The 22,926-nt window shown below is 42.3% G+C and carries 25 protein-coding genes; 13 read left to right on the top strand and 12 right to left on the bottom strand.

Features of this window, described 5'->3' with window-relative positions:
- Window positions 1-130: 130 nt before the first annotated feature.
- Both ABFY09_RS10915 and ABFY09_RS10920 read right to left on the bottom strand, forming a co-directional pair.
- A complete protein-coding gene (locus ABFY09_RS10915) occupies window positions 131-661 on the bottom strand; it encodes a hypothetical protein (RefSeq protein ID WP_181718158.1) in 531 nt (176 codons plus the stop codon).
- A gap of 9 nt (window positions 662-670) precedes the next feature.
- Window positions 671-1,696: a hypothetical protein gene (locus tag ABFY09_RS10920; RefSeq protein WP_347984353.1), complete on the bottom strand. Its 1,026-nt coding sequence runs from the start codon at window positions 1,694-1,696 to the stop codon at window positions 671-673.
- A 429-nt stretch (window positions 1,697-2,125) separates the two neighbouring features.
- Here ABFY09_RS10920 and ABFY09_RS10925 point away from each other — a divergent pair, with 429 nt between their 5' ends.
- Window positions 2,126-3,124, top strand: coding sequence for an integron integrase (locus ABFY09_RS10925; protein WP_347984354.1), 999 nt, complete (start codon window positions 2,126-2,128; stop codon window positions 3,122-3,124).
- Between the two features lie 48 nt (window positions 3,125-3,172).
- Here ABFY09_RS10925 and ABFY09_RS10930 read toward each other — a convergent pair whose 3' ends face one another.
- The 4 genes from ABFY09_RS10930 to ABFY09_RS10945 form a co-directional block, all read right to left on the bottom strand.
- The gene (locus ABFY09_RS10930; RefSeq protein ID WP_347984355.1) at window positions 3,173-3,436 is read right to left on the bottom strand and encodes a Txe/YoeB family addiction module toxin; all 264 of its coding nucleotides are present in this window, start codon (window positions 3,434-3,436) and stop codon (window positions 3,173-3,175) included.
- On the bottom strand, window positions 3,433-3,675 hold the full coding sequence (locus ABFY09_RS10935; protein WP_191592954.1) for a type II toxin-antitoxin system Phd/YefM family antitoxin: 243 nt from the start codon (window positions 3,673-3,675) through the stop codon (window positions 3,433-3,435). The genes ABFY09_RS10930 and ABFY09_RS10935 overlap by 4 nt, the downstream gene beginning before the upstream one ends.
- 223 nt (window positions 3,676-3,898) lie before the next feature.
- Complete coding sequence (gene fghA / locus ABFY09_RS10940; protein ID WP_347984356.1) at window positions 3,899-4,729, bottom strand: S-formylglutathione hydrolase; 831 nt, start codon at window positions 4,727-4,729, stop codon at window positions 3,899-3,901.
- An 11-nt stretch (window positions 4,730-4,740) separates the two neighbouring features.
- Window positions 4,741-5,856 carry an S-(hydroxymethyl)glutathione dehydrogenase/class III alcohol dehydrogenase gene (locus ABFY09_RS10945; RefSeq protein ID WP_347984357.1) on the bottom strand — a complete coding sequence of 372 codons (1,116 nt, stop codon included), beginning with the start codon at window positions 5,854-5,856 and terminating at the stop codon, window positions 4,741-4,743.
- A gap of 177 nt (window positions 5,857-6,033) precedes the next feature.
- On the opposite strand from ABFY09_RS10945, the gene ABFY09_RS10950 reads away from it, so the two are divergent.
- The 4 genes from ABFY09_RS10950 (at window position 6,034) to ABFY09_RS10965 (ending at window position 9,387) form a co-directional block, all read left to right on the top strand.
- Window positions 6,034-6,921: a LysR family transcriptional regulator gene (locus ABFY09_RS10950; protein ID WP_347984358.1), complete on the top strand. Its 888-nt coding sequence runs from the start codon at window positions 6,034-6,036 to the stop codon at window positions 6,919-6,921.
- A gap of 158 nt (window positions 6,922-7,079) precedes the next feature.
- The gene (locus ABFY09_RS10955) at window positions 7,080-7,580 is read left to right on the top strand and encodes a hypothetical protein (protein WP_347984359.1); all 501 of its coding nucleotides are present in this window, start codon (window positions 7,080-7,082) and stop codon (window positions 7,578-7,580) included.
- A 61-nt stretch (window positions 7,581-7,641) separates the two neighbouring features.
- On the top strand, window positions 7,642-8,994 hold the full coding sequence (locus ABFY09_RS10960) for a PepSY domain-containing protein (protein ID WP_347984360.1): 1,353 nt from the start codon (window positions 7,642-7,644) through the stop codon (window positions 8,992-8,994).
- A 123-nt stretch (window positions 8,995-9,117) separates the two neighbouring features.
- Entirely contained in the window at window positions 9,118-9,387 is a 270-nt protein-coding gene (locus tag ABFY09_RS10965; protein WP_347984361.1) for a DUF3820 family protein, read from the top strand.
- 9 nt (window positions 9,388-9,396) lie between these two features.
- Here ABFY09_RS10965 and ABFY09_RS10970 read toward each other — a convergent pair whose 3' ends face one another.
- Window positions 9,397-9,834, bottom strand: coding sequence for a GNAT family N-acetyltransferase (locus tag ABFY09_RS10970; protein ID WP_347984362.1), 438 nt, complete (start codon window positions 9,832-9,834; stop codon window positions 9,397-9,399).
- Between the two features lie 188 nt (window positions 9,835-10,022).
- Here ABFY09_RS10970 and ABFY09_RS10975 point away from each other — a divergent pair, with 188 nt between their 5' ends.
- Window positions 10,023-10,478 (top strand): GNAT family N-acetyltransferase, encoded by a 456-nt coding sequence (locus ABFY09_RS10975; protein ID WP_347984363.1) that lies wholly within the window; start codon window positions 10,023-10,025, stop codon window positions 10,476-10,478.
- A 173-nt stretch (window positions 10,479-10,651) separates the two neighbouring features.
- On the top strand, window positions 10,652-11,350 hold the full coding sequence (locus ABFY09_RS10980) for an aspartate/glutamate racemase family protein (RefSeq protein WP_347984364.1): 699 nt from the start codon (window positions 10,652-10,654) through the stop codon (window positions 11,348-11,350).
- Window positions 11,351-11,434: 84 nt separating this feature from the next.
- Here ABFY09_RS10980 and ABFY09_RS10985 read toward each other — a convergent pair whose 3' ends face one another.
- From ABFY09_RS10985 to ABFY09_RS11005, 5 genes are all read right to left on the bottom strand, one after another.
- Window positions 11,435-12,811: a class II fumarate hydratase gene (locus ABFY09_RS10985; RefSeq protein WP_347984365.1), complete on the bottom strand. Its 1,377-nt coding sequence runs from the start codon at window positions 12,809-12,811 to the stop codon at window positions 11,435-11,437.
- 21 nt (window positions 12,812-12,832) lie between these two features.
- Window positions 12,833-13,183, bottom strand: a complete 351-nt coding sequence (locus ABFY09_RS10990) for a hypothetical protein (RefSeq protein ID WP_347984366.1) — start codon at window positions 13,181-13,183, stop codon at window positions 12,833-12,835.
- A 184-nt stretch (window positions 13,184-13,367) separates the two neighbouring features.
- Window positions 13,368-13,847, bottom strand: coding sequence for a peptidylprolyl isomerase (locus tag ABFY09_RS10995; RefSeq protein ID WP_347984367.1), 480 nt, complete (start codon window positions 13,845-13,847; stop codon window positions 13,368-13,370).
- Between the two features lie 83 nt (window positions 13,848-13,930).
- The gene (locus ABFY09_RS11000) at window positions 13,931-14,518 is read right to left on the bottom strand and encodes a DUF1439 domain-containing protein (RefSeq protein ID WP_347984368.1); all 588 of its coding nucleotides are present in this window, start codon (window positions 14,516-14,518) and stop codon (window positions 13,931-13,933) included.
- Window positions 14,515-15,402 carry a mechanosensitive ion channel family protein gene (locus tag ABFY09_RS11005; protein ID WP_347984369.1) on the bottom strand — a complete coding sequence of 296 codons (888 nt, stop codon included), beginning with the start codon at window positions 15,400-15,402 and terminating at the stop codon, window positions 14,515-14,517. The genes ABFY09_RS11000 and ABFY09_RS11005 overlap by 4 nt, the downstream gene beginning before the upstream one ends.
- Before the next feature lie 126 nt (window positions 15,403-15,528).
- On the opposite strand from ABFY09_RS11005, the gene ABFY09_RS11010 reads away from it, so the two are divergent.
- From ABFY09_RS11010 to ABFY09_RS11035, 6 genes are all read left to right on the top strand, one after another.
- Window positions 15,529-15,960 (top strand): YebG family protein, encoded by a 432-nt coding sequence (locus ABFY09_RS11010; protein ID WP_347984370.1) that lies wholly within the window; start codon window positions 15,529-15,531, stop codon window positions 15,958-15,960.
- A 123-nt stretch (window positions 15,961-16,083) separates the two neighbouring features.
- Window positions 16,084-17,055 carry an aspartyl/asparaginyl beta-hydroxylase domain-containing protein gene (locus tag ABFY09_RS11015; RefSeq protein WP_347984371.1) on the top strand — a complete coding sequence of 324 codons (972 nt, stop codon included), beginning with the start codon at window positions 16,084-16,086 and terminating at the stop codon, window positions 17,053-17,055.
- Window positions 17,056-17,622: 567 nt separating this feature from the next.
- Window positions 17,623-18,639 (top strand): LacI family DNA-binding transcriptional regulator, encoded by a 1,017-nt coding sequence (locus tag ABFY09_RS11020; protein ID WP_347984372.1) that lies wholly within the window; start codon window positions 17,623-17,625, stop codon window positions 18,637-18,639.
- A 112-nt stretch (window positions 18,640-18,751) separates the two neighbouring features.
- On the top strand, window positions 18,752-19,711 hold the full coding sequence (locus tag ABFY09_RS11025) for a sugar kinase (protein ID WP_347984373.1): 960 nt from the start codon (window positions 18,752-18,754) through the stop codon (window positions 19,709-19,711).
- 4 nt (window positions 19,712-19,715) lie between these two features.
- On the top strand, window positions 19,716-20,702 hold the full coding sequence (locus ABFY09_RS11030; RefSeq protein ID WP_347984374.1) for a D-glycerate dehydrogenase: 987 nt from the start codon (window positions 19,716-19,718) through the stop codon (window positions 20,700-20,702).
- A 57-nt stretch (window positions 20,703-20,759) separates the two neighbouring features.
- A complete protein-coding gene (locus tag ABFY09_RS11035) occupies window positions 20,760-22,841 on the top strand; it encodes a DUF4962 domain-containing protein (RefSeq protein ID WP_347984375.1) in 2,082 nt (693 codons plus the stop codon).
- Window positions 22,842-22,926 lie beyond the last annotated feature (85 nt).

Below are 22,926 nucleotides of genomic sequence, written 5' to 3' on the forward strand. Positions count from 1 at the left end.
CATTGCCAGTAACAATACCTACTATTTCTTCAATCTCTTTACCAGGAATTGACTCGGTAGTCGAATAAATCATAAAGCTTCCTTGAAAACATAACGTCTAAATCAGGTGCGCCGTAGGCGTCACATGGATTTACTTGTTAGTGCCCTTTTTGCCTGGACGCATTCTATTTAACATTTCTTCTCTTTGTTTTACCTCATCTAAATCATCTTTAATGCTATCACCAGGTATCAGTGTCAAAATTAATGACCAGAATTGTACGAATGTCAGTAAGCCGATTATAGCGAAACTAAGAGAGCGAAATATTTCTTTGTATTGAAGCAATGATTCGATCTGCTTTGCCAAAGGAACAACAAAGGACATACTAATTACGACCATTAATATTACTGTTGAGTAAATTAACGGCCTAAATAGCCTATTGATTTGTTCTATATCATCTTTCTTCTCATCATACGCCTTTTTTCCAAAGGCTTTGGATAACTTACTTGGATAAAGAAGTGCAATCCATGCGCCCATTACAGCAAAAATTATTGATGATGTACTTCTAAGACCATCATAGATTGGCATCTGTTCTTTGAATGGAATATGTTTACCAAGAAGAGCTGAAGCTACGACAATGCCAACAAAGATTATTACTCCAACTATTTTTATGTAAATATTCATCACGGAACCTTACTTTAATAGTGCCAGTATCAAGTCTCGTTTTTCTGTAACTTGATCCAATATGCTTTGAGCATCAACCACTTCATCATTGACCCTTTTTACATCAAGTTCAAAGGTATCTCGTGCTAGCGAGTTACTCAACCAACGCGGATTTTGCTCTCCTGTCAATGTGAAGCCAATATCATCCCATTTAGAATCATGATTAGCTTCCCATTCTTTAATCATTTCAGTAAGTTCATCCTTACTTGGTTTGAATGAGAACTCATAAGAAAAGTTGACATCAGAATTCAGTTTTTTCTGCTTTTTAAGCCCAAGACCTTGAAGTGCTTTTTGCCAGAGATCTTGACTACTTGCTAATTTAGGTGATAGACAATTATGTCTAGTGATTTTCCTAATTTTTGGAAAATTATTAACGATATAATCAGTCTGTCCTGGCTTCCTCAAAATGGACGTTTTTAGGTATGCATAAAGATTTAGTGGGTCATCATCTTCTTTTTCAGCATATCCAATAATCTGAAAGTCTGATTTCTCACTTTTTCCTAACACAACGTATTCACTAAATTTTGATATGAATTCTTTAAAATACTTATCAAAATTTTTCTTCCCGTTCAAAACATGCTGAAATCTAATAGAGGCAAATACATTTTTAGACGGAACAATCCAGAAGTAAGTCGCATAGCCAGGAATACTGTCTTTGGGGAGCTTTGTAAACTCAACTTTGGCTTCACCAACTTTTCCTTTTGAGTTTACAGCTGCAACTTTTCCTTCATAAGATGGAGTTTCATTCCATGTCGTAAGAAGGAAGTCGCCTGTAACACCATTCTTCACAATGTCATAGCAAAATGTTCTACTCACATCCTCGCTTTCCTCTATCGCATAGGTGCAAGTTTCATCAAGAGGCTTACCATCCCTTTGAACCCATACCATCAGCTGATTTAAAAAATCGGGAAGTTCACCCAGTTTAGATTCTTCCGCTCCATACTCAAATAAGCCACATTTATCAAAGCGGTAAAAGGTAACTTTTGCTTCTTCCATCTCTATTCCTTGATGTTACTTCAGTGTTTAATTTTTACTCAGGGCACTAACAGTTTATTCTGCCGCTTAAGCGGCTTTGTACGAAGCGTTTTTTTCAGACCGTTGAAATTAACACTTCCCTTTGTAAGCCTTTAATACTCTCGCCCTAGAGCAATCCTGTCAATTTTAATATCTATAAAAAACCGCGCGTGCAGCTTTTCCTTTGTTTCAGTCGCGTGGCTAGTCCTTTATCCATAAGAGAGCTAACCTTTCTTTAATAATAAAGTTTTCCTGCTATAACACTCGATTCCATTTTTTACGGCGTAAGCAACTTTTTATGGTTGTTTGCGTGGTTTTGCCGCGTAAAAGACACTTAATTTAAGAATTCACATCACAATTATTACTATGGTACGGTATTAGTCTACAAATACATGTAAAAGGAGTTACTGTATGAGTAATCCTAACCTAATGGATGTGCGCGCATCTATTTCAAGTAATTCAACTAAGTTTATCGATCAGTTCCGTTATTACATCCGTAGTAAAGGTCTGGCCTATACAACTGAAAAAACCTACGTTCTTTGGGTGAAGCGGTTTATTAATTTTTCGGATTATCGTAGCCCGAGTGATTTTCAAGTCGCAGATATAGAGCCGTTCCTTAATTTTTTAGCCCAAGAGAGATTTTGCTCACCAAACACTCAAGCGCTTGCATTAAATGCTTTGGTGTTTTTGTTTCGCAATTTTTTGGGGTTAAACACCGAAAACCTGTCATTCGAGCACGCAAAACGAAAGCCTAAGGTTCCCGTTGTACTTTCTCGTGAAGAAGCTCAATTAATTATTTCTAATTTGTCGGGCTGTCAAAAACTGGCGGCGCAAATTATGTATGGCAGCGGCCTGCGCGTTAGCGAAGTGATTCGGCTTAGGATAAAAGATATCGATTTTGATAATGCGGGACTTTATGTCATGGAGGCAAAAGGCAATAAATCGCGGCGCACATTGTTACCAACCAGCTTGCAAGAACCGTTAAGGCAGCAAATTGAATTTTCAAAACAGTTATTTGAAGCAGATAAATCAATTGGAAAGGCTGGGGTTTATATGCCGGATGCGCTCGGTAAAAAATGGCCTAACGCTCAGTATGAGTTGCGTTGGCAGTTTGTATTCCCGTCACAAAAATATTCGCTAGACCCGAGAAGTGGTATAGAAAGGCGGCACCATATTTCAGCAGACCAAATTCAGCGTGCTGTTAAAAAAGCGGTTAATAAGGCAGAGATTATGAAGCGAGTAACTTGCCACACTTTTCGGCACAGTTTTGCAACGGAGCTATTAAGGCAGGGTACAGACTTAAGAAGCATTCAGGAAATTTTAGGGCATTCGTCCATTGAAACCACTCAAATTTATACTCACGTTGTCGGCCTGCATGAGCGAGGAATGGTGAGCCCTGTCGATCTTTAACACCACACTATACTGTCGGCTCTTTGGTTATAAATTTTTAAGAACACATCACTTGTAGTGCGTCCATAGTCGTAGAACCTTGATGACTTTGTCTGTTTCTAAGACTTGATAAACGAGGCGATGTTGTATGTTGATTCTGCGTGAATACGCGCCGGAAAGGTCACCAATGAGAGCTTCAAATGGTGGTGGTTTTTTGAAAGGGTTCTCAGACAGTAAATTCAGTCGTTCTTGGGCTTTTGATTTTAGCCCGCTGGATGCGAGTTTTTTAGCGTCTTTCTGAGCCTGTTTTGTGTACACCAACTTCCATGTCACCAGTCTAACTCCTCATCACATTCACTCACTGGGGCATCCATACCCTCACGAATCGATTCACGCATGTTTGGCACTGACAATAAATACAACGTCTCTTGAATCGCTGACCAATCTTCTTCCGATATTAAAACGGCATTGTTACGCTTGCCCGAAATCCTAATTGGCTCATGAGATTCTGCGGTCTCGTCGATCAATCTGTATAAATTTCCGCGGGCTTCTGTTGCTGTTATGCCAGCCATGACAAACCTCAAAACTGTTTAATTAATAAACACATTGTACGCCTTGTAAAACGTTCGTCAATACGTACGCCTTTGAAGTTTAAGAGTCTTTTGTTGGTCTAAAGACCAACCTACGTGAGATGGCAGATTACGCTTCGCTCATCGTGCCCTACGAAATATAAGACAAGGCATCATAAATAAAAAAAGCGAGCCGTGGCTCGCTTTTTTTATTCTAAGGCGATGATTAACTCAAGGCTTTCGAGTGATGTTCTAAATGCTCGTCGATAAAGCTGGCGATGAAGAAGTAGCTGTGGTCGTAGCCCGCTTGGCGGCGTAGCGTGATCGGGTGTCCGACTTTTTCACAGGCGGCTTCTAGGGCTTCTGGCTTTAGCTGTTCCACTAGGAAGTTGTCGGCTTCGCCTTGGTCGATAAGCAGAGGTAAACGCTCTTCTGCTGTTTCCACTAAGTAAGTCGCGTCCCACTCGTTCCAAGTGGTTTTGTCTTCACCCAAGTAACCCGTGAAGGCTTTCTCGCCCCAAGGGCAGTTGATTGGATTGACGATGGGTGCGAAGGCCGAAACCGACTGGTATTTGCTTGGGTTCTTCAAGGCACAAATCAAAGCACCGTGTCCGCCCATGGAATGACCTGTGATCGAGCGTTTGTCTGTCACAGGGAAGTTTTCCTCGATCAAGCTTGGCAGTTCGCTCACCACGTAATCGTACATGCGATAGGTATTCGAATATGGCGCAACCGTGGCGTTCACATAGAAGCCCGCCCCCGAACCAAAATCGTAACTTTCGTGTTCATTCGGGTAGTCTGTGCCTCGCGGGCTGGTGTCTGGGCAAACGATCGCCAAACCTAGCTCCGCCGCTTTACGAAACGCGCCGGCTTTTTGGATGAAGTTTTCATCCGTGCAAGTTAAGCCAGACAACCAATACAACACAGGTACGTTTTGTGTTTCCGCTTGCGGTGGCAAGTAGATCGCAAAGGTCATGTCGCCTTTTACCGACGCGCTTTCATGGCGATAGCGTTTCACCCAACCGCCATGGCTTTTTGTGCTAGACAGTAATTCCATCTTTCTATTCCTTATTGATCAAATAAGATCACGGTACGAATACTCTTCCCTTCGTGCATCAAATCGAACGCTTTGTTGATGTCTTCCAAGCCCATGGTATGCGTCACAAATGGGTCGATTTCGATTTTGCCATTCATGTAGTCTTCCACGTAACCCGGTAATTGGCTGCGTCCTTTTACGCCACCAAATGCGGAGCCTTTCCATACGCGACCTGTCACCAATTGGAATGGACGAGTTGAGATTTCTTGGCCTGCACCCGCTACACCGATGATGATGGATTCGCCCCAACCTTTGTGGCAACACTCAAGTGCTGAACGCATAAGATCTACGTTACCAATACATTCAAACGAGTAATCTACGCCGCCGTCTGTCATGTCGACAACCACTTGCTGAATTGGCGCGTCGAATTTTTTCGGGTTGATGCAGTCTGTCGCGCCGAATTGCTTCGCCATTTCGAATTTCGCTTCGTTGATGTCGATGGCGATAATACGACCTGCGCCTGCCATGCGTGCGCCTTGGATAACGGACAAACCAATGCCGCCCAAACCAAAGACGGCAACGGTTGCGCCTTCTTCTACTTTCGCTGTGTTCAATACTGCGCCAATGCCCGTGGTAATACCACAACCGAGCAAGCAGACTTTTTCCAATGGCGCGTCTACGTGAATTTTCGCCAAAGACACTTCCGCTACAACACTGTATTCGGCGAATGTAGAGGTTCCCATGTAATGGTAAATTGGCTCGCCATTGATGCTGAAACGGCTTGTTCCGTCTGGCATAACGCCTTTGCCTTGGGTTTCACGAACCGCTTGGCACAAGTTGGTTTTGCCTGATTTACAGAATTTACACTCGCCACATTCTGCGGTGTAAAGCGGAATAACGTGATCGCCCACTTTTAAAGACGTTACGCCTTCGCCGATGGCTTCAACAACACCTGCGCCTTCGTGACCAAGGATCGCTGGGAAAATACCTTCTGGATCTTCACCCGATAACGTAAAGGCATCTGTGTGACATACGCCTGTCGCCACCATACGAACTAAGACTTCACCCGCTTGCGGATCTTGTACGTCAACTTCTTCGATTTTAAGTGGTTGGCCTGGGCCCCAAGCAACAGCGGCTTTACATTTCATATGTGTTCTCCAAAGTATGTGTTTTTAATGACTAATAACACAGAGCTTAGTCCTAAAAAATTAGTGCGATAATAGCTATTTCAGAAAATGATTGTTGCTATACTGCAATAATCATTTCAAAAACACACCAAATAGTTATAATATAACAATACCCTTCCACCTTTTTAGCAGGTCAAAATGAAAAATTGGGAAGCCATGGAAGCCTTTGTTGAAGTTGTCCGCCAAGGGAGTTTTTCTGGTGCGGCCAGTAAACTGGGTGTTTCAGCCTCACACATCAGCCGCTTGGTTTCTCAACTAGAAACAGACCTTGGCACGACATTATTATTTCGTACCACAAGACGAATCCGTTTAAGTGAATCTGGCGAGCTCTATTATCAACATTGTCGAGATTTACCCAGTGCACTGAGCAGTGCCGAAGAAGTGATTTCGTCGCTCAATCAAGCGCCTATTGGCAGTTTTAAAATGACCTGTGCCACGACATTTGGTGAGCGTTATATCGCACCTTTAATGAATGATTTTTTATTAACTCATCCAAAAATAGAGCTGGATTTTCATCTCACCAATCGCCCAGTAAATTTAATCGAAGAAGGCTATGATCTGGCCATTCGCATGGGGTCAATGAAAGATTCCAGTCATCTATCCCGACGTTTATGTAATCGCGTTGAATATCTTTGTGCCTCACGAGAATATATTGATCAGCACGGCATGCCGCATACATTGGCAGAATTAAACAAACACCGATGTTTAACTGGCTCAAAAAATCATTGGGAGTTCCAGCAAAACGGCCAGCGTAAAGAAGTCAAAATACATGGGCAACACAGAAGCAACTCAGGCGTGGCGTTATTAGATGCGGTTAGAAAAGGCTTAGGCATCGCTCAATTACCAGATTATTACGTTAAAGACGACCTCGCTTCGGGAAAGTTAATCGCCCTTTTGCCTCAATACCAATATCCTTATAGTGGCGTTTGGCTGGTATACCCCAAAGCTCGCCAAGCTTCTCCTAAACTGGCAGCCGTGTGCGATTATTTAATCCATTGTTTTGCTGATAACACAACGTTTGCATAACGTTCTTTTTACGTCATTCGTTTTTTAGCTATTTGTTTTTAGGTATGCGCTTTTTAAAATCATGCAAACGGTATATACATACTCTTTGTATGGTTTTTCTTGATATTATATGAAGAGATAGGTAAATTCCCCGCCAAATAATCGCCAGTTCTTACTTTATGACGTACAAAAAAAACAGCATTTATCTACTTTTTATTTGCTGGTTTACCTACTTCACTGTTCCCGCCATAAATAGCATTGGTGTATTCAATGGCGTTTATGTCATGTTATGCGTCACCAGAGGTGTGATGATTCATGATATCAATCCGCCCGTATCGAATTCTGCCCATCTTCATCATTCTGATCCTCACGCTCATCATCACATGGTCTCGCACGCTGACCACCAAATGAGTCACAGCTCTCATGCTCAGCATATGAGCTTAAGCAGCTCGGAACCTCAAGATCAAAGCGCAGAAGATCACGAAGCCGAAGGCTGTCCTTGTATCCACTTTTCTTTTGATACGACACTGTTTCTTGCTGAAGAAGCTCGTTTTATCAAACACTTAGAATCCATAGTCGATACTTTTCATGTTTCGCCTATTACGGCTGTCTATGCCGCTCAAGCCAGAGGCCTACCTACCTTTCATGGAACATTTCATTTATTAGAACAACTCACTTAATGCCCTTACTGAGGTTTGGGCATGGTGTTTACTTATACCCAAACCTTACAAGGATCATTACATGTTTGGTTCAAAACCTTTTTATATGTCAGTTTGGCGCTGGCACTTTTTCGCTGGTCTTTATGCGGTGCCTTTCCTCATTATGCTGGCGGCTACTGGCTTAATTATGTTGTACGCGCCTTTGATAGAACGCGCTCAAAACCTTGACCTCTATGAAGTTGAGGCCGTTTCTGCAACACCTATCTCTTATGAAGAACAATACCAACTGGTGCAAAAAACGTATGCTGGCAGCACCATTTCACGTTTCTATTTACCCGCTGCGCCAGAAGAAGCCACTCGCTTTCAAGTGAAAACAGATGGCGACACTCGTCAAGTGTTTGTTGACCCTTATAAAGGGGAAGTTTTAGGCGATCTGGATATGAACAGCGCATTAGGCGTTTGGGCGGAAAGCACGCACGGCACTTTCATGGCGGGAGATACAGGAGAAAGACTGATCGAGATTGCGGCCAGTCTTACGGTTCTTCTTATATTGACCGGTGTGTTTCTGTGGTGGCCTGCCAAAGGCGAATCGAAAATCAAAGCGGCAACCACGATCAGCAGAAAAGGCGCTCGCCCTTTTTGGAAAGACCTTCACAGTGTGATTGGTGTTTGGGTCGCTGTTATTTTGCTCTTCTTCTGTATTTCTGGTTTAGCTTGGGCAACGGTTTGGGGTGGAAAACTTACTCAAGCATGGAGTACTTTTCCAATGGAAAAGAGAGCATCAAGCGTATCTTCTACTTTGACTCATGAAGACTTAAACATAGAAGGTCTAAAGGAAATACCTTGGGCTCTTGAACAAGCACCACTACCTGAGTCGACATCACATGGCGCGGTTAGTATTACACTTGACCGTGTTGTAAAAGACGCAAAAGAAATGGGGTTCACTCAGTTCCAAGTCAGCTTCCCTAAAGATGAAGTCGGCGTGTATACCGCTTCTGCCAGCACGATGAGTAAAGACATCGAAAATGCATGGGACGATAGAACCGTTCACTTTGATCGTTATTCTGGCTCTGTTTTAGCGGATGTGGGTTTCATGGATTACAACTGGTTCGCTAAATCCATGGCGGCTGGCATTGCGCTTCATATGGGACTTTTCGGGCTTTGGAATTTAATCGCCTCAACGATTTTTGCTTTGTCTGTTATTACCTTGTGTGTTTCAGGTGTCGTCATGTGGTGGAAACGCCGCCCTAGCGCACGCTTTGCCTTGTCTCCACCGCCAATGCCAAACAACCTTGCTCGCTGGAAACACGCGGTTTGGTTCTTGTTGCCTATTTCGCTTTTCTTTCCATTAGGCGCTGCCACCATCGTGGTGGTATTAGTCTTGGATGCGATTACAGGTTTGGTTGCGCCGAAGTTACGCCAATTCTGGGCTTAAGAGCTTCAGCTATTTAGCGTAACGCCCTAACAGGCAAAAGACCGTCTTCTATAAAAAGTAGGAGGCGGTTTTTTATGTGTTTTATGTTTAAATACAGTCCATATTAATGAGTAAGTGAGCACTATGTTTTCCCAAGAAGATCTCATCCAAGTTGCCCGTCAGACTATGCCTTTTGGTAAGTATCAAGGTCGTGTTTTGGTCGATTTACCTGAAGAATATTTACTGTGGTTTGCCAATAAGGGTTGGCCAAATGGTAATTTGGGCCAATGGCTGCAACTGGCCTTGGAAATCAAAATCAATGGATTAGAAAAGTTGGTTGACCCATTGCGCCAACCTTCTGAAGAGAAAAAAGGCGACACTAAGGCAAAAGTACATATTCGGTTTGACGACTGAGTGAAACCACTAGCGACGGTAAAAAAGCACGCCGCTCTCTTCTTTCTCAATAACAAAACCCAAACGCTCAGCCACTTTCATGGATGCCATGTTGTCTTTTTTCACTTGGGCTGTCAGTGGTTGCTGGAAGGTGTCTATCAATTTCGACAGCATTTTATGCGCGACTCCTTGCCCCCGAGCTTCTGGGGCAACGGTCCAAGAAAGCTCCCATCCGTTGTCTTCTTTATCGGCTCGACAGGTTCCAACGAGGTTTCCATCTAATTCCGCCACCCACAAACGTCGCTGCTCTGGCTTCTTTAAAGATGACTCAAGCCAAGCAAGATGATTCTCTAGAAGAATTTCGTCGGTATTGTGTGACGCGGCGCGTGTTTGAGGGTCATTACGCCAAGCTAACAATATCTTTGCATCTGCCAGTGTCGCGGTTCGTAGATTCAGTGTGTTTGTCATATATGCCCACAAAAAATAGTGTCTTCTTTCAAACAGTATACCTGTTTACTTGCGTTTGCCGATATCTTAGCAGAGTAGAGAGGTGATTTTTAAAGAGTTCAAAATTGATTTCAAAAGAGTTCAAAAGTGGCTTTTAAAAAGGTATAAATTACTTAACACCCTATTTATTACGAAGAGGAAACAAGCTCATGGAAATCCGAGTGGATGATTTATCAGGCCCTGAAGTACGACAATTACTAACCGAGCATCTCGATGACATGTACGCCACTTCTCCAGAAGAAAGTGTTCATGCTCTTGACCTAAGTGAACTTCAACACCCTCACATCACCTTTTGGACAATTTGGGAAGATAATAAATTATTAGGTGGTGGAGCACTGAAGCAATTGGGCAATCAAGAAGGCGAAATAAAATCCATGCGCACAACCGAGGCGGCTCGCGGCAAAGGTGTTGCTTCCATATTACTCAAACACATATTAGAAACAGCCAAACAACAAGACATTAAAAAAGTTAGTTTAGAAACAGGCACACAAGACTTCTTTGCGCCCGCTCGCAAACTCTACGCCAAACACGGCTTTGAAGAATGCGGCCCTTTCGCTGATTATCAGCTCGATCCGCACAGCGTATTTATGAACAAACTTCTATAGCGGTTTTATCGCCCTGCCGCTCATACAAATAGCAATTATCCATGACAATTGAGCCGTCTTTTTCTTTTTATCTGTACATGCTTCTATTATTAAAAGAAGGATAAACTGCCTTTAATTACTATCCATCACTCGAGATAAAGAAGCTCCATCATTCGAGACAAAGAGGCGAGAAAATGAAGACCATTGGAATTATTGGCGGAATGAGCTGGGAATCGTCCGTACTGTATTACAAAACCATCAATGAACTGGTTAAGGAACGCCTCGGCGGATTGCACTCAGCTAAAGTGGTGTTATCCAGTGTCGACTTTGCTGAAATCGAGCGATTACAACATCAAGGAGATTGGACATTATTAGGCAAAATGCTCGCCGAAGAAGCGAAACGTTTAGAACTCGCTCAGGTCGATTTTATTGTCATTGCGACAAACACCATGCACAAAGTCGCGGATGTTATTCAAGATGCGATTAAAGTTCCCTTATTGCATATCGCTGACGCCACAGGAAGAAAACTCAAAGAACACGAACATAAAAAGGTCGGCTTTATCGGTACTCGCTATTCTATGGAAGACGACTTCTATACTAAACGCCTTGAAGCTTCCTATGGTTTGGAAGTGATCACGCCATCAAAAGCAGATCGCGACGAGATACACAGGATTATTTATGAAGAACTATGCCTTGGAAAAATCCTCCCAGAATCAAGGAGAATCTATATTGATATCGTCAACCGTCTCCAAGCTTCCGGCGCTGATGCCGTAATAGAAGGCTGTACTGAAATTACGTTGTTATTACAGCAAGAACACGTGTCTGTACCCTTATTCGACACCACTTATATTCACGCTGAATCTGCTGTGAATGAAGCTCTTGAATCAATCTAACAGGCATAAAAAAGCCAGCTCAAGGCTGGCTTATCTCAAAACTTGGAAAAGGGAGTAACCAAATTCTGAAACTCTTTTAACGAACTACAATCCACCGTTTGTTAATTTAGCGGGATCAAGCAAAGCAATTAACTCATCTCGACTTAAGTCCGTTTGCTCTTCTGCAACATCCACTACTGGGCGTTTTTCTCGATACGCTGTTTTCGCAATTTCAGCCGCTTTGCCATAACCAATGATTGGGTTCAGGGCCGTGACAAGAATTGGATTGCGATGTAACGCTTCATTTAGCTTATCTTCGTTTACTGTCAGTGTTGTGATCGCATTATCAGCCAGAAGTTGACCGCTGTTTGCTAGCAGTTTGATACTACTCAGCAAGTTTTTGGCGATCATGGGTAACATAACATTCAATTCAAAATTGCCAGATTGTCCACCAATAGTAATCGCCGCGTCATTCCCAATAACTTGTGCCGCTACCATGGCAGTGGCTTCAGGAATCACTGGATTTACTTTCCCCGGCATAATAGATGAACCAGGTTGTAACGCTTCTAACGTAATTTCACCCAATCCAGCTAATGGGCCAGAGTTCATCCAGCGTAAATCGTTGGCAATTTTTATATAGGTGACAGCCACAGCTTTCAACTGACCAGACAAGGCAACGGCTGTGTCTTGTGAACCAATGAGGGCAAAAAAGTTTTTCCCAGGTTCGAAGGCAACTTTGGTTAAGTCAGACAGCTCTTTCGCAAATAACGCTGCAAATTCAGGATGCGCATTAATACCTGTTCCAACTGCCGTACCACCTTGTGCGAGCTGTGATGTTTTGCTTTCTAGGTATTTAAGGTTATCAATATTGCCTTGTAATTGTGCAGCCCAAGCATGAAAGGTTTGATCCAAACGCACTGGCATGGCGTCCATTAAGTGAGTTCGGCCCGTCTTGGTAAAGCCGGCTAGAGAATCACCTTTTTTAATAATGGCTTGTTTTAAATATTCCAATGCAGGAAGTAAGTGTCCTGTTAATTCTAATGTGGCGCTCACATGAATGGCACTGGGAATGACATCGTTACTGCTTTGTCCAAAGTTCACATGGTCATTCGGGTTAATATCCAAACCATGGTATTTGGTTGCTAAAGTCGCAATGACTTCATTAGCATTCATGTTTGAACTAGTACCGGAACCAGTTTGGAACACATCCACAGGGAAATGATGCATTAAGCTTTTGGCGTTTAGTAAATCATCACAAGCATTTTGAATAGCCGCCGATTGTTCTGGTGTAATGCACTCTAAGCTCTGGTTAGCTCGTGCAGCGGCAGCTTTGATTAAAATAAGAGAGCGAATAAAGGCTTCTGGAAGCGGCTCATTACTGATGGGGAAATTGTTGATTGCTCTTTGAGTTTGCGCGCCATACAAAGCGTCTTCAGGTACATGTAATTCACCCATGCTGTCTTTTTCAATACGCATTTTCATTCTAATGATGTGTCCTTATTGTTAGTAAGAAGAAATAAAGTAATGGCTCAAAGTACGCAGACTGTGCTCCATTTTGAAATAGCTTCTGGCATCTTGATACGTCACGATTAAGCGTTTTAGCTGTGATAAAGGTAAGTACACTTTATCAAGGCAAGTTTGACGCCAGTGAGGAGGAAGGCTGGTATCGCAAACAGTATCAAGCAAGACGTTAAAGGCCCGTTGATGCAATGATGTGGCATCAGGAATGCTCAAGCGCTCAGCGTATTCTGTTGTTAGCGTTAGGTAATGATCAAGAATCTCTGGCGAGTCTGCACACTGACCCGCCTGAATGGTTTGTTCAAGTACTGAGAATGGCACTAAATAGCGAGTCATTGCTTTCTCCTTTCAAACATATAAATGATAACTATTATCAATATGTACTTATAAGGAAGTTCTGTCAAGCTAGTTGATAACGATTCTTATTAATTTTTATTTTTTTGATTCTCCATCATTTTTTCATACAAAAAAGCCTCTGCTACGATAAACGCAACAGAGGCTTTCTCTAACTCTATAAATACTAGTGGTGATGTCCGCCTACACCGTGTGCATGACCGTGGGCAATCTCATCATTGGTTGCGTCACGAGTCTCAACAATCTCAATATTGAATGTAAGATCTTTTCCTGACAATGGGTGATTTAAGTCAACCGTTGCATGCTTCAGGCCGGCTTTGATGATGGTTACCTGACGCATGCCTTTGTCTGTTTGTACCATAGCAACCATACCTGGCTTCCAACGCTTCGCGCCTTGTAAGTGCTTGATTGGCATTTGCTGTGTGCGATCTTCATGGCGCTCGCCATAAGCTTCAGCACAAGGCACTGTTACTTCAAATTCATCACCCACGTCTTTGCCTTCCATTGCTTTTTCCAGTCCCGGAACAATGTTGCTGTGACCGTGAAGGTACGCAGCAGGGTCATTACCTGCGGACGTCTCAATCAAGTCTTCTCCATGACGTAATGTGTAGTGAAATTGAACAACTTGATTATCTGCAATCGGCATAGGGTTTCCTCTATTCTTCATTCTGGGAGAGAGCATTACTGCTCATTTTAGCGCAGCATTATAAAGGCAACCTAGGAACTTAACTAGAAAATAGAGAGCTCTAGGGATTCTTCTTTAATAATAATGTCTTTCACCAACGCCCCGGCTGCTTTTTCAAATGGCGAATGGTTCAGAACATACACAGGGTACTTAGCAAAATGCTGAGCCAGCGCTTGCTCCAAATCGCCATGCAAAGACCCTAGTGTTGAACGTAACATTTGCTCACTAAAAGTAGAGCCTTGTATATCTATTTTTGTGATTTTCGGGCCAACTAAATAGAGCTTATCGCCTTCAATACGAACGCCAGATTCAAACGATGGGCGAACCACAGTCGTCAATGAAAACTCTTGACCAAATGCCGTTAACGTCCCTTTTAAATCACTCACTAAATCGACAATAACCAAGCCACCATCACGGGCGTTGAAATCTATGTCCGCTTCTGTCACCAACAAATCCAAGTTCAAAACATTACCATCAATGTTGAAGGTAATTTTGTTCTGTTGTGATTCTTCAAGCTGCTTTTTAACCTCTTGATTGACTTCCTCTTCACTTACTAAAAAGCTATTACAGCCGCTTAACAATAAAGTGCTTGCCAATAAAGTCAGTGTTAAAGCTTGCTGAAAGGTCTTCATTTACTTGCCTCACTCGATTTACTCTGTCGGTTCCAATTGGCATTACGTTCTTCATACCAAAACCGCATGAAGTCTTCTGTCACCTTTTGCTCAATACCTACGGCTTCTTCTGTTGGGCAGAACAAAGACACAGTGAATATGTTGTAACCCTCTGGCGTCGTCGTGATTCGAACCCGAGGTTCAGGACCTGAAATTTTAATGTCTAAACGCTTTTCAATTAAGCTGTTGTAGCGAATCGCTACTTCATGGAAATGTTCACTGTATTCGCGAATTTTTTCCAAGATCTGTTCTTTAATCACAAATAAATTCACATCATCTGTATTTCGTGAAATGGAGAAATTATGAGTAACATAACGGCGCATATAGTTCAGGTTTTGCACAGTATGAACCAGCAAAACACTGTTCGGCACTACGGTAGTACGACCCGTATAAGAATAACTTCCGCCTTTTAAATCGACTTCAAACAGAGTCGTAGAAAGCCAATCGCTGTCGGTGACCTCACCTTCATAATTAGCAATACGAATCCAATCACCTACTTGATAAGGTCTTGTACTGGCACGGTAAAAAGCACCCACAATACAAGCGATAAACTCTTTCGTGGCGATAACCAGCGCCACCATAAATGCCGCGATTGAAATGGCGATATTTTGGAGTTCAGATGACCAAATTAATATAAAACCAACCACTAAGAAGAGATTGAAAATATTATCTACCGTGTTAATTCTCTGGCGCTTTTTATCGTGTTCTATATTCTGATTTAAACGAATCAGACGTTTTGTATAGCGTCTTACAATGTAAAAAAGCAGTGCCCAAGCTACTGTTAACGTCACTTCAATATGTTCAGTTACGACAGAAAAATCCAATTGGGATAAGTCGAATTGCATAAAAACCATTTCCTTTATCAAGAGCGCCACTTTAACAATCATTGGCAAAATCAACAAACAAAAGCATTGGACAATAAGGAAAATAATACTGTATATTTATACAGTATTATTTTCCGGAGATGGATTATGCCTGTAATTACTCAATATGTTGTAGAACGTGATGGAATTGAAAAAATGACTTTTATTTCGAAAGCGGAAGCTGATGCCTACGATAAGCTTTTGGACACAGCCGAAGGGCTTTATGAAGTCTTGGACAGCAGCTCTCTTATGGATGACTCAACCCAAGTTGAAGCCTTATCCATGTACCTTGCAGAGAATAAAGACTCTCTTCTAGATATATTGGGGCCGAAAAAGAAAGCTCGACCAAACACGAAAAAGTCCAATGATAAAAATGTAGAAAAGAACACACAGCTCGACTTAGCCGATGCAGCACCTAAAAAGCCGTTAGAAGACTTAATCATAGAACCCGATGAAGAAAGCTTCTATGAAGAAGAGGAAAATACTGTCATATTCGATCAAGACGATACCAGTGATTTCGTAGAAAGTGATGCCGCCTAGGAATAAAACTTACAAATAAAAAAACGGAATGTGTACAAAGCCCATTAAAAGGTTCATATTTTGAACGAATTAGTAAATAATTAGCAAATAAAATGAACAGTTGTATTTTAATAGGGATAAAAAATGTACCTCGCCGTCATATTGATTCTTTTAGTGGGCTTCAGTCTATGCTCTATGTATTACATTTATACATACAGAGGCAGCGTTCGATACGCCAACTGGACTGAATATTTACGAAAAGGTTGGCCGATTTTTGCACCACTTAACTGCTTGCTGTATTTGTTTTCACCTAAAGCTGTCCGTCGCCCAATTATTGATACCTTGCAATACAAAGAGCTTGATGAGCTACGAGCTAATTGGGAAGTAATACGAGATGAAGCATTAGCTCTACAAAAGGAAGGAGAGCTAGAAAGTATCAATACTCTTGGTTCAGATGCCTATTATGACGTTGGCTTTAGAACCTTCCATAAATACGGGTGGCGTAAGTTTTATTTAAAATGGTATGGCTACTCCCACATTTCCGCTCAGAAGAGCTGTCCTAGAACAGTCGAGATTCTCAGTAAGATCAAAAACATTAATGGTGCCATGTTTGCTTACATGCCAGCCAACTCAGAACTTACTCGTCACCTTGACCCTGTTGCTTGTTCGCTACGTTATCATTTGGGACTAGAAACCCCGAACAGTGATGACTGCTTTATTAATATCGATGGAGAGCAGTACTCATGGAGAGATGGAAAAGACCTTTTGTTTGATGAAACCTATCTGCATTTCGTCAAAAACAATACAGAAGAAAGTCGCCTTATTTTAATGTGCGACTTTAACCGCCCCGTCAATCCATTAGGAAAACTGATTAACCTCAGCTACAAACTGCTAATGCGAGCTTCCGTTGTGCCTAACACTCATGAAGACAAAGGCGGTTTAGCCAATCAAATATTTAAGTCTATGGCACCACTTCTACAAAAAAGCAAAGAGCTTAAGAAAACCAACAGAAAAGCTTACAAGCGTCTCAAGTACCTTATCAACACACTGATCCTGCTCGTTTTAGTGGGTGTTTTTGCTGGCGTCATTCAACTTTTCTCGTGGCTATTTTTCTAAAATAATATTTTTTTTCAGCTATAGCGCCTCCCATTTAACACACTTAAATGGGAGGCTTTGTTCCCGCTTATTACATCTTTTTCATGACTTCTGGTTTTCCCTTTATTTCTTGTTTCGGTTATTCATCGATAGCAGAGAAGCGCTACATATGGCGTATACTAAGCCTCTAAATTGCTTATCTCTTTTCTCCCTAGGATCATGAATGAAGCCTGTTGCTGCCACGCTTGGCGTTCTTCCATTTTACCTAAGTTAGGAATGTGGCGGTTCAGATCGCACGCCACATAAAATGAACTTCCACCCTCTTCCACCAGCCAAGTGCAGACGAACATTGCTCACAATGCGTATTTTCAAATAACACGGTTTGACCACATTACTAACAACTGAAAATTTTCATAGGATTCCTGCCATTAAAAAAGAGGTCTTAAAAAAGCCCAAGGGCGGGATATAAACAGATTTGAGACTTACAATTGCACCTTACTAGGATCATAGTTTAAAGTAGATAAAACACCTACCTATTACTCATTTCTGTGGGGCTTTCTCATTTTATTCAAATACTGAGACAAAACATTGCCGAAGAATCCGAACAAAAATTTCACCACCATTTCTGATGTTGCCAAATACGCTAATGTAGGAAAGACAAGTGTTTCTCGCTATCTAAATGGCGAACAAAACAAGTTATCGAAAAAGCTTCAAGAGAAAATTGAAGACGCCATCGCTCATTTAGATTTCCGTCCGAATCATTCCGCTCGGATGTTACGAGCCGGTCATTCGAAACTCATTGGACTTATGTTTGCCGATGTCACCAACCCTTATTCTATTGATGTATTAAAAGGAATAGAGCACGTTTGTCGCCAAGAAGGTTACATGCTGATGGTGTGTAACACGGATAATGAAAAAGATTTACAAGACAGTTATCTAAACTTATTAGAAGCACATCGAGTAGACGGCATAATCGTCAACATCGCAGCTATGGCGCCAAAACAGCTCGACAACTTGGCAAAGCTTACTTGTCCTCTTGTCTTGGTTGACCGCATTAACACCTCACTTGGGTTTGATTCCGTCGGTTTGAATAACGAAGCCGCCGCCAAACAAGCATGCGAACATCTGTTATCCAAATCCTATGAAGACATTTTGGTCATCACCGAGTCTCTTACTATTGAGCCTCGTCGTGCACGAGCTGACGCTATTCAAGCTTTCGTTGAAGAACACGAAAACATGACCTGCGACATTGTGGAAACAGACAAAATGAGTGAGCCTTGTATGAGCTCAACAATTAACGATTTTTTACAAGCAAACCCAAATCGCAAAAAAGCCATTTTTACCACCAATGGAGTTGCCACTATGAGCGCGGCAAAAACACTGAAAAAGCTGAACATTAAAGCTGGCCAAGATATTGGGTTAATTGGAATAGATGATCCTGAATGGGTGCAATTGTTTGAAGGTGGTATAACCGTCATGCGTCAACCTACACAAGACATTGGGCAAACCGCCTGCAATCGACTTTTGACGCGTATTCAAGGTAATAGCGAACCAACACAGCACATCAAGTTGGCAGCGGAATTGGTTATTAGACAATCAACATAGAACGGATTTCGCTGTTTTTGGAATCGGTTCCATGCTATCTTCTTGATCAAAATATAACAGGTCAACAAGAAATGACCTCGATGACAGTAATAATAAGATAGGAATAAAAAACATGGCGCAAAATAACCAAGCACAATCTTTTGTAACACTCGGTGAAGCAATGGGATTGTTCGTTGCTAAAACACCAGGAAAACTAGCTGATGTTGAAGAATTTACTCGCTATTTAGCCGGTGCAGAAGTCAACGTTGCTATCGGTATGGCTCGCCTTGGCTTCGAATCTAACTATGTTAGTAAAGTCGGCAAAGATTGCCTTGGTGAATTTATTCGTAATGCAATCGGCAAGGAAGGCATCAAAACAGATTCCATTTCTGAGACCTCAGAAGCGCCTACTGGCTTTATGATGAAAAGTAATCAAACTGACGGCAGCGACCCTCTTGTTGAATATTTCCGTCGCAACTCAGCCGCTTCTACATTAAATGCTGGCGATATTAATGCCTCTCTTTTCACTGCGAATACACACCTACATTTAACCGGTGTTGCTGCTGCCGTTTCTGATTCCACAAGAGAAGCCATTCGACAAGCTCTAACTTATGCAAAAGCACAAGGTTGTACGATTACATTCGATACAAACCTACGCCCTACTCTTTGGCCGAACCAAGAAACCATGGTAGCCACCATCAACGAATTTGCTTTCGCCAGTGACATTATTCTTCCTGGTATCGAAGAAGGCAAAATCCTAGTCGGTAGCGAAGACCCTGAGACTATTGCTGATTTCTACATCAAAAACGGCGCAAAAATCGTTATCGTAAAACTCGGTAGTGCCGGTGCGTACTACAAAACAGCCGAAGGCGAATCTGGCACTGTTGCAGGCTTTAAAGTAGAAACAGTGGTCGATACTGTCGGTGCAGGCGACAGCTTTGCAACTGGCGTTATCTCAGCATTGCTTGATGGCAAAAGTGTTGAAGAAGCGGCCCGTCGTGGCAACTTATTTGGCTCTCTTGCTGTACAAGTTCGTGGCGATAGCGAAGGCTTGCCAACTCGTGAAAAGCTTAATGAGTTAGAACAAGCTTAATACGATGAAAAAGAAGGTCCTTTTATACAAAAGGATTCCTGAGCAACCGCTTCAGCGGCTTAAAAATCTATTTGAAGTTTCTTTCTTTGATGGAATTAATGAGTCAAATAAAAGCGCATTTCTCGATGCGCTTGCTGAAGCGGAAGGCCTTATTGGCGCTAGCACTAACATGAGTTCGGATATATTAGGTCAAGCACCTCGTTTAAAAGCGGCCTCCACTATTTCAGTGGGTACTGATCAATATGATTTACCTTATTTAAGCAGCCGTAATATCCCATTGATGCACACGGCCAATGTGTTAAATGACACCACAGCCGATACAATATTCGCACTCATCATGTGTACAGCACGACGCGCTGTCGAATTGGCTAATATGGTAAAAGAAGGTCGCTGGAACAGAAGCATAGATGAAACACTGTTTGGCATAGACGTTCATGGTAAAACACTCGGTATTATCGGTATGGGCCGCATTGGTTATGCCTTAGCAAAACGCGCCCACCTTGGCTTCGATATGCCAATTCAGTACTGTAACCGAAACCAAAGAGAAGATGCTGAACGAGATTTCAATGCCTCTTATGTGGATATGGAATCTTTGCTCAAAACATCGGATTTTATTTGCGTATTGACACCACTTACCGAGGAAACAAAAGGTTTAGTTGGTGAAAATGAGTTTGCCATGATGAAAAATAGCGCCATCTTCATCAATGCATCACGAGGTAAAGTTATTGACGAAGCGGCTCTTATTAACGCTTTATCTCAAGGCGTAATTAGAGCGGCTGGCTTAGATGTTTTTGAGATAGAACCTCTGCCTGCTGACTCTCCTTTGCGCAATCTAGATAACGCGGTTTTGTTTCCGCATATTGGCTCAGCCACCACAGAAACTCGACTAAAGATGGTGAACTGCGCCATAGACAATTTAGTGCATGCGCTGGATGGTGATATATCAAAAAACTGCGCGAATAAAAAACAGCTAAACACAACGAAACAATAATTCTAAAATGACGACTCGGTCTCACCGAGTGACACCATTATTGAGAAGAGGACAACCATGTCTAAAGATAAATCTTTTGATGCCATTAAAGCGATCAAATTAGAAAACGATAAGTCAGCTGGCAACCTTGTTGATGTCATGCCTATCAAAGTTCAAGAAGCGGATATCGACCTTTCTTTTCTTGATAATTTAAGTGTGGAACACCCACGTTTATTAGTCCAAAGCAAAGATCTAGATGCTTTTAAAAGCAAGCTAAAAGCGGACCCAAGCTACTGCAAATTTGACGCGTTCATGAGCAATTCAACGAACAAGTTTTTAGACACCTCCCCTTACGCAGAGCCACAACCTTATCCAGAAGAAACGGTTGGTAAAGCCTCTTTGTGGCGCCCTTTCTGGCGTCAAATGTACGTTAGCTGCCAAGAAGCATTTAACGCTACACGTAATTTGTCTATCGCGGGCATTGTATTAGAAGACAAAGCGATTATTGCCAAGGCAAAAGCATGGACATTGCAGCTTGCGTCGTATGACCCTGAAGGCGTAACGTCTCGTGGTTACAATGATGAAGCGGCTTTTCGTGTTATTGCAGCCATGGCTTGGGGCTATGATTGGTTACACAGCTACTTTTCAGAAGAAGAGCGTGAAACCGTAAAGAAAGCCTTAATTGTTCGCCTTGAAGAAATCATGCACCACTTAGAAGTGACTGTGGATTTATTAGCCAATCCATTAAACAGCCACGGTGTGCGCAGTATCAGTTCGGCCGTGATTCCAACTTGTATTGCTCTATACAATGAGTATCCAAAGGCTCGTGAATACATCGAATATGGCATTGAGTACTATGCGAAACATTACCCACCATGGGGTGGCCAAGATGGCGCATGGGCGGAAGGCCCAGATTACTGGAACACTCAGATGGCGTTCCTTGGTGAGTCTTTTGATCTACTGAAAAGCTACACCTCAATCAACATGTTCAACAAAGAATTCTACAAGAACACTGGCGACTTCCCTCTTTACTGTATGCCTGTTCACTCTAAGCGCGCGAGCTTCTGTGATCAGTCTAGTATCGGTGATTTCCCGGGGTTGAAACTGGCTTACAACATCAAGCATTTTGCGGGTGTGAATAACAAGCCTGAATACATTTGGTACTACAACCAACTTAAAGCACGCGATACAGAAGCGCATACTAAATTCTACAACTTCGGTTGGTGGGACTTTGGTTATGATGATTTGCGTTTTGACTACCTATGGAACGACATGCCAGAAGTAGCGCCGTCTAATGAGCCTTTGTTAAAAGTGTTCCCTATCACCGGGTGGGCGGCTTTCCATAGCAACATGACAAACCGTGACGAGCACATTCACATGGTTTACAAATGTAGCCCATTTGGTTCTATCAGCCACTCACACGGCGATCAAAACGCTTACACTTTGCATGCTTTTGGTGACACATTGGCAGCAATTACTGGGTATTACGGTGGGTTTGGTGTCGACATGCACATCAAATGGCGTCGTCGTACTTTCTCAAAAAATCTACCGTTGTTTGATGGTAAGGGTCAGTACGCAGAAAACACCACATCTAAATTCGAAGGTGAGCACCAAGATCGTTACTGTATCGAAGCGGGCGGAAAAATCAGCGATTACGATACAGAATCCGAAGTATTGTTTGTCGAAGGTGATGCATCCACTTCTTACCAGTTCCACAACCCAGACCTAGAAAGCTACAAACGTAAAATCTGGTTTGCGAAAGGCAAAGTTTTTGTCATGCGTGATACAGCGACGATGAAGGTTGAGCAAGATCTAACTTGGAACCTACATACAACGTTTGGTACAGAAACAGCAAAAGACGCTTTCCAGATCATTGGTGAAAACGCGGTGTTAGACGTGTCATTCATTAACGATTGCACAGACAATCTATTGTCGATTGAAAATGTAGAAGGCTTCGGTGAAGTTGACCCAGCGGAGTACAAAGATTTAGACGTTCACCGCCATGTGGAAGCGAAATTCAAAGCGAAGAAAGAGCACAACATTCTTACTTTGCTTGTGCCAAGTAAGGCTGGACAAGCTAAAACGGAAGTGACTCACAAACTAGTTGGTGACCAACTAGAGCTTACCATTGATGGTGAGACAGTAAGCATTCAGCTTTAATTATTGAGTAATATAAAACTCGAAAAGCCACTTCAAATGAAGTGGCTTTTTTTGTGACCACAGTTTGCTAAACAGCGAAGTAATT

The sequence above is a fragment of the Marinomonas sp. 5E14-1 genome (assembly GCF_039939215.1).
Classification (GTDB): domain Bacteria; phylum Pseudomonadota; class Gammaproteobacteria; order Pseudomonadales; family Marinomonadaceae; genus Marinomonas.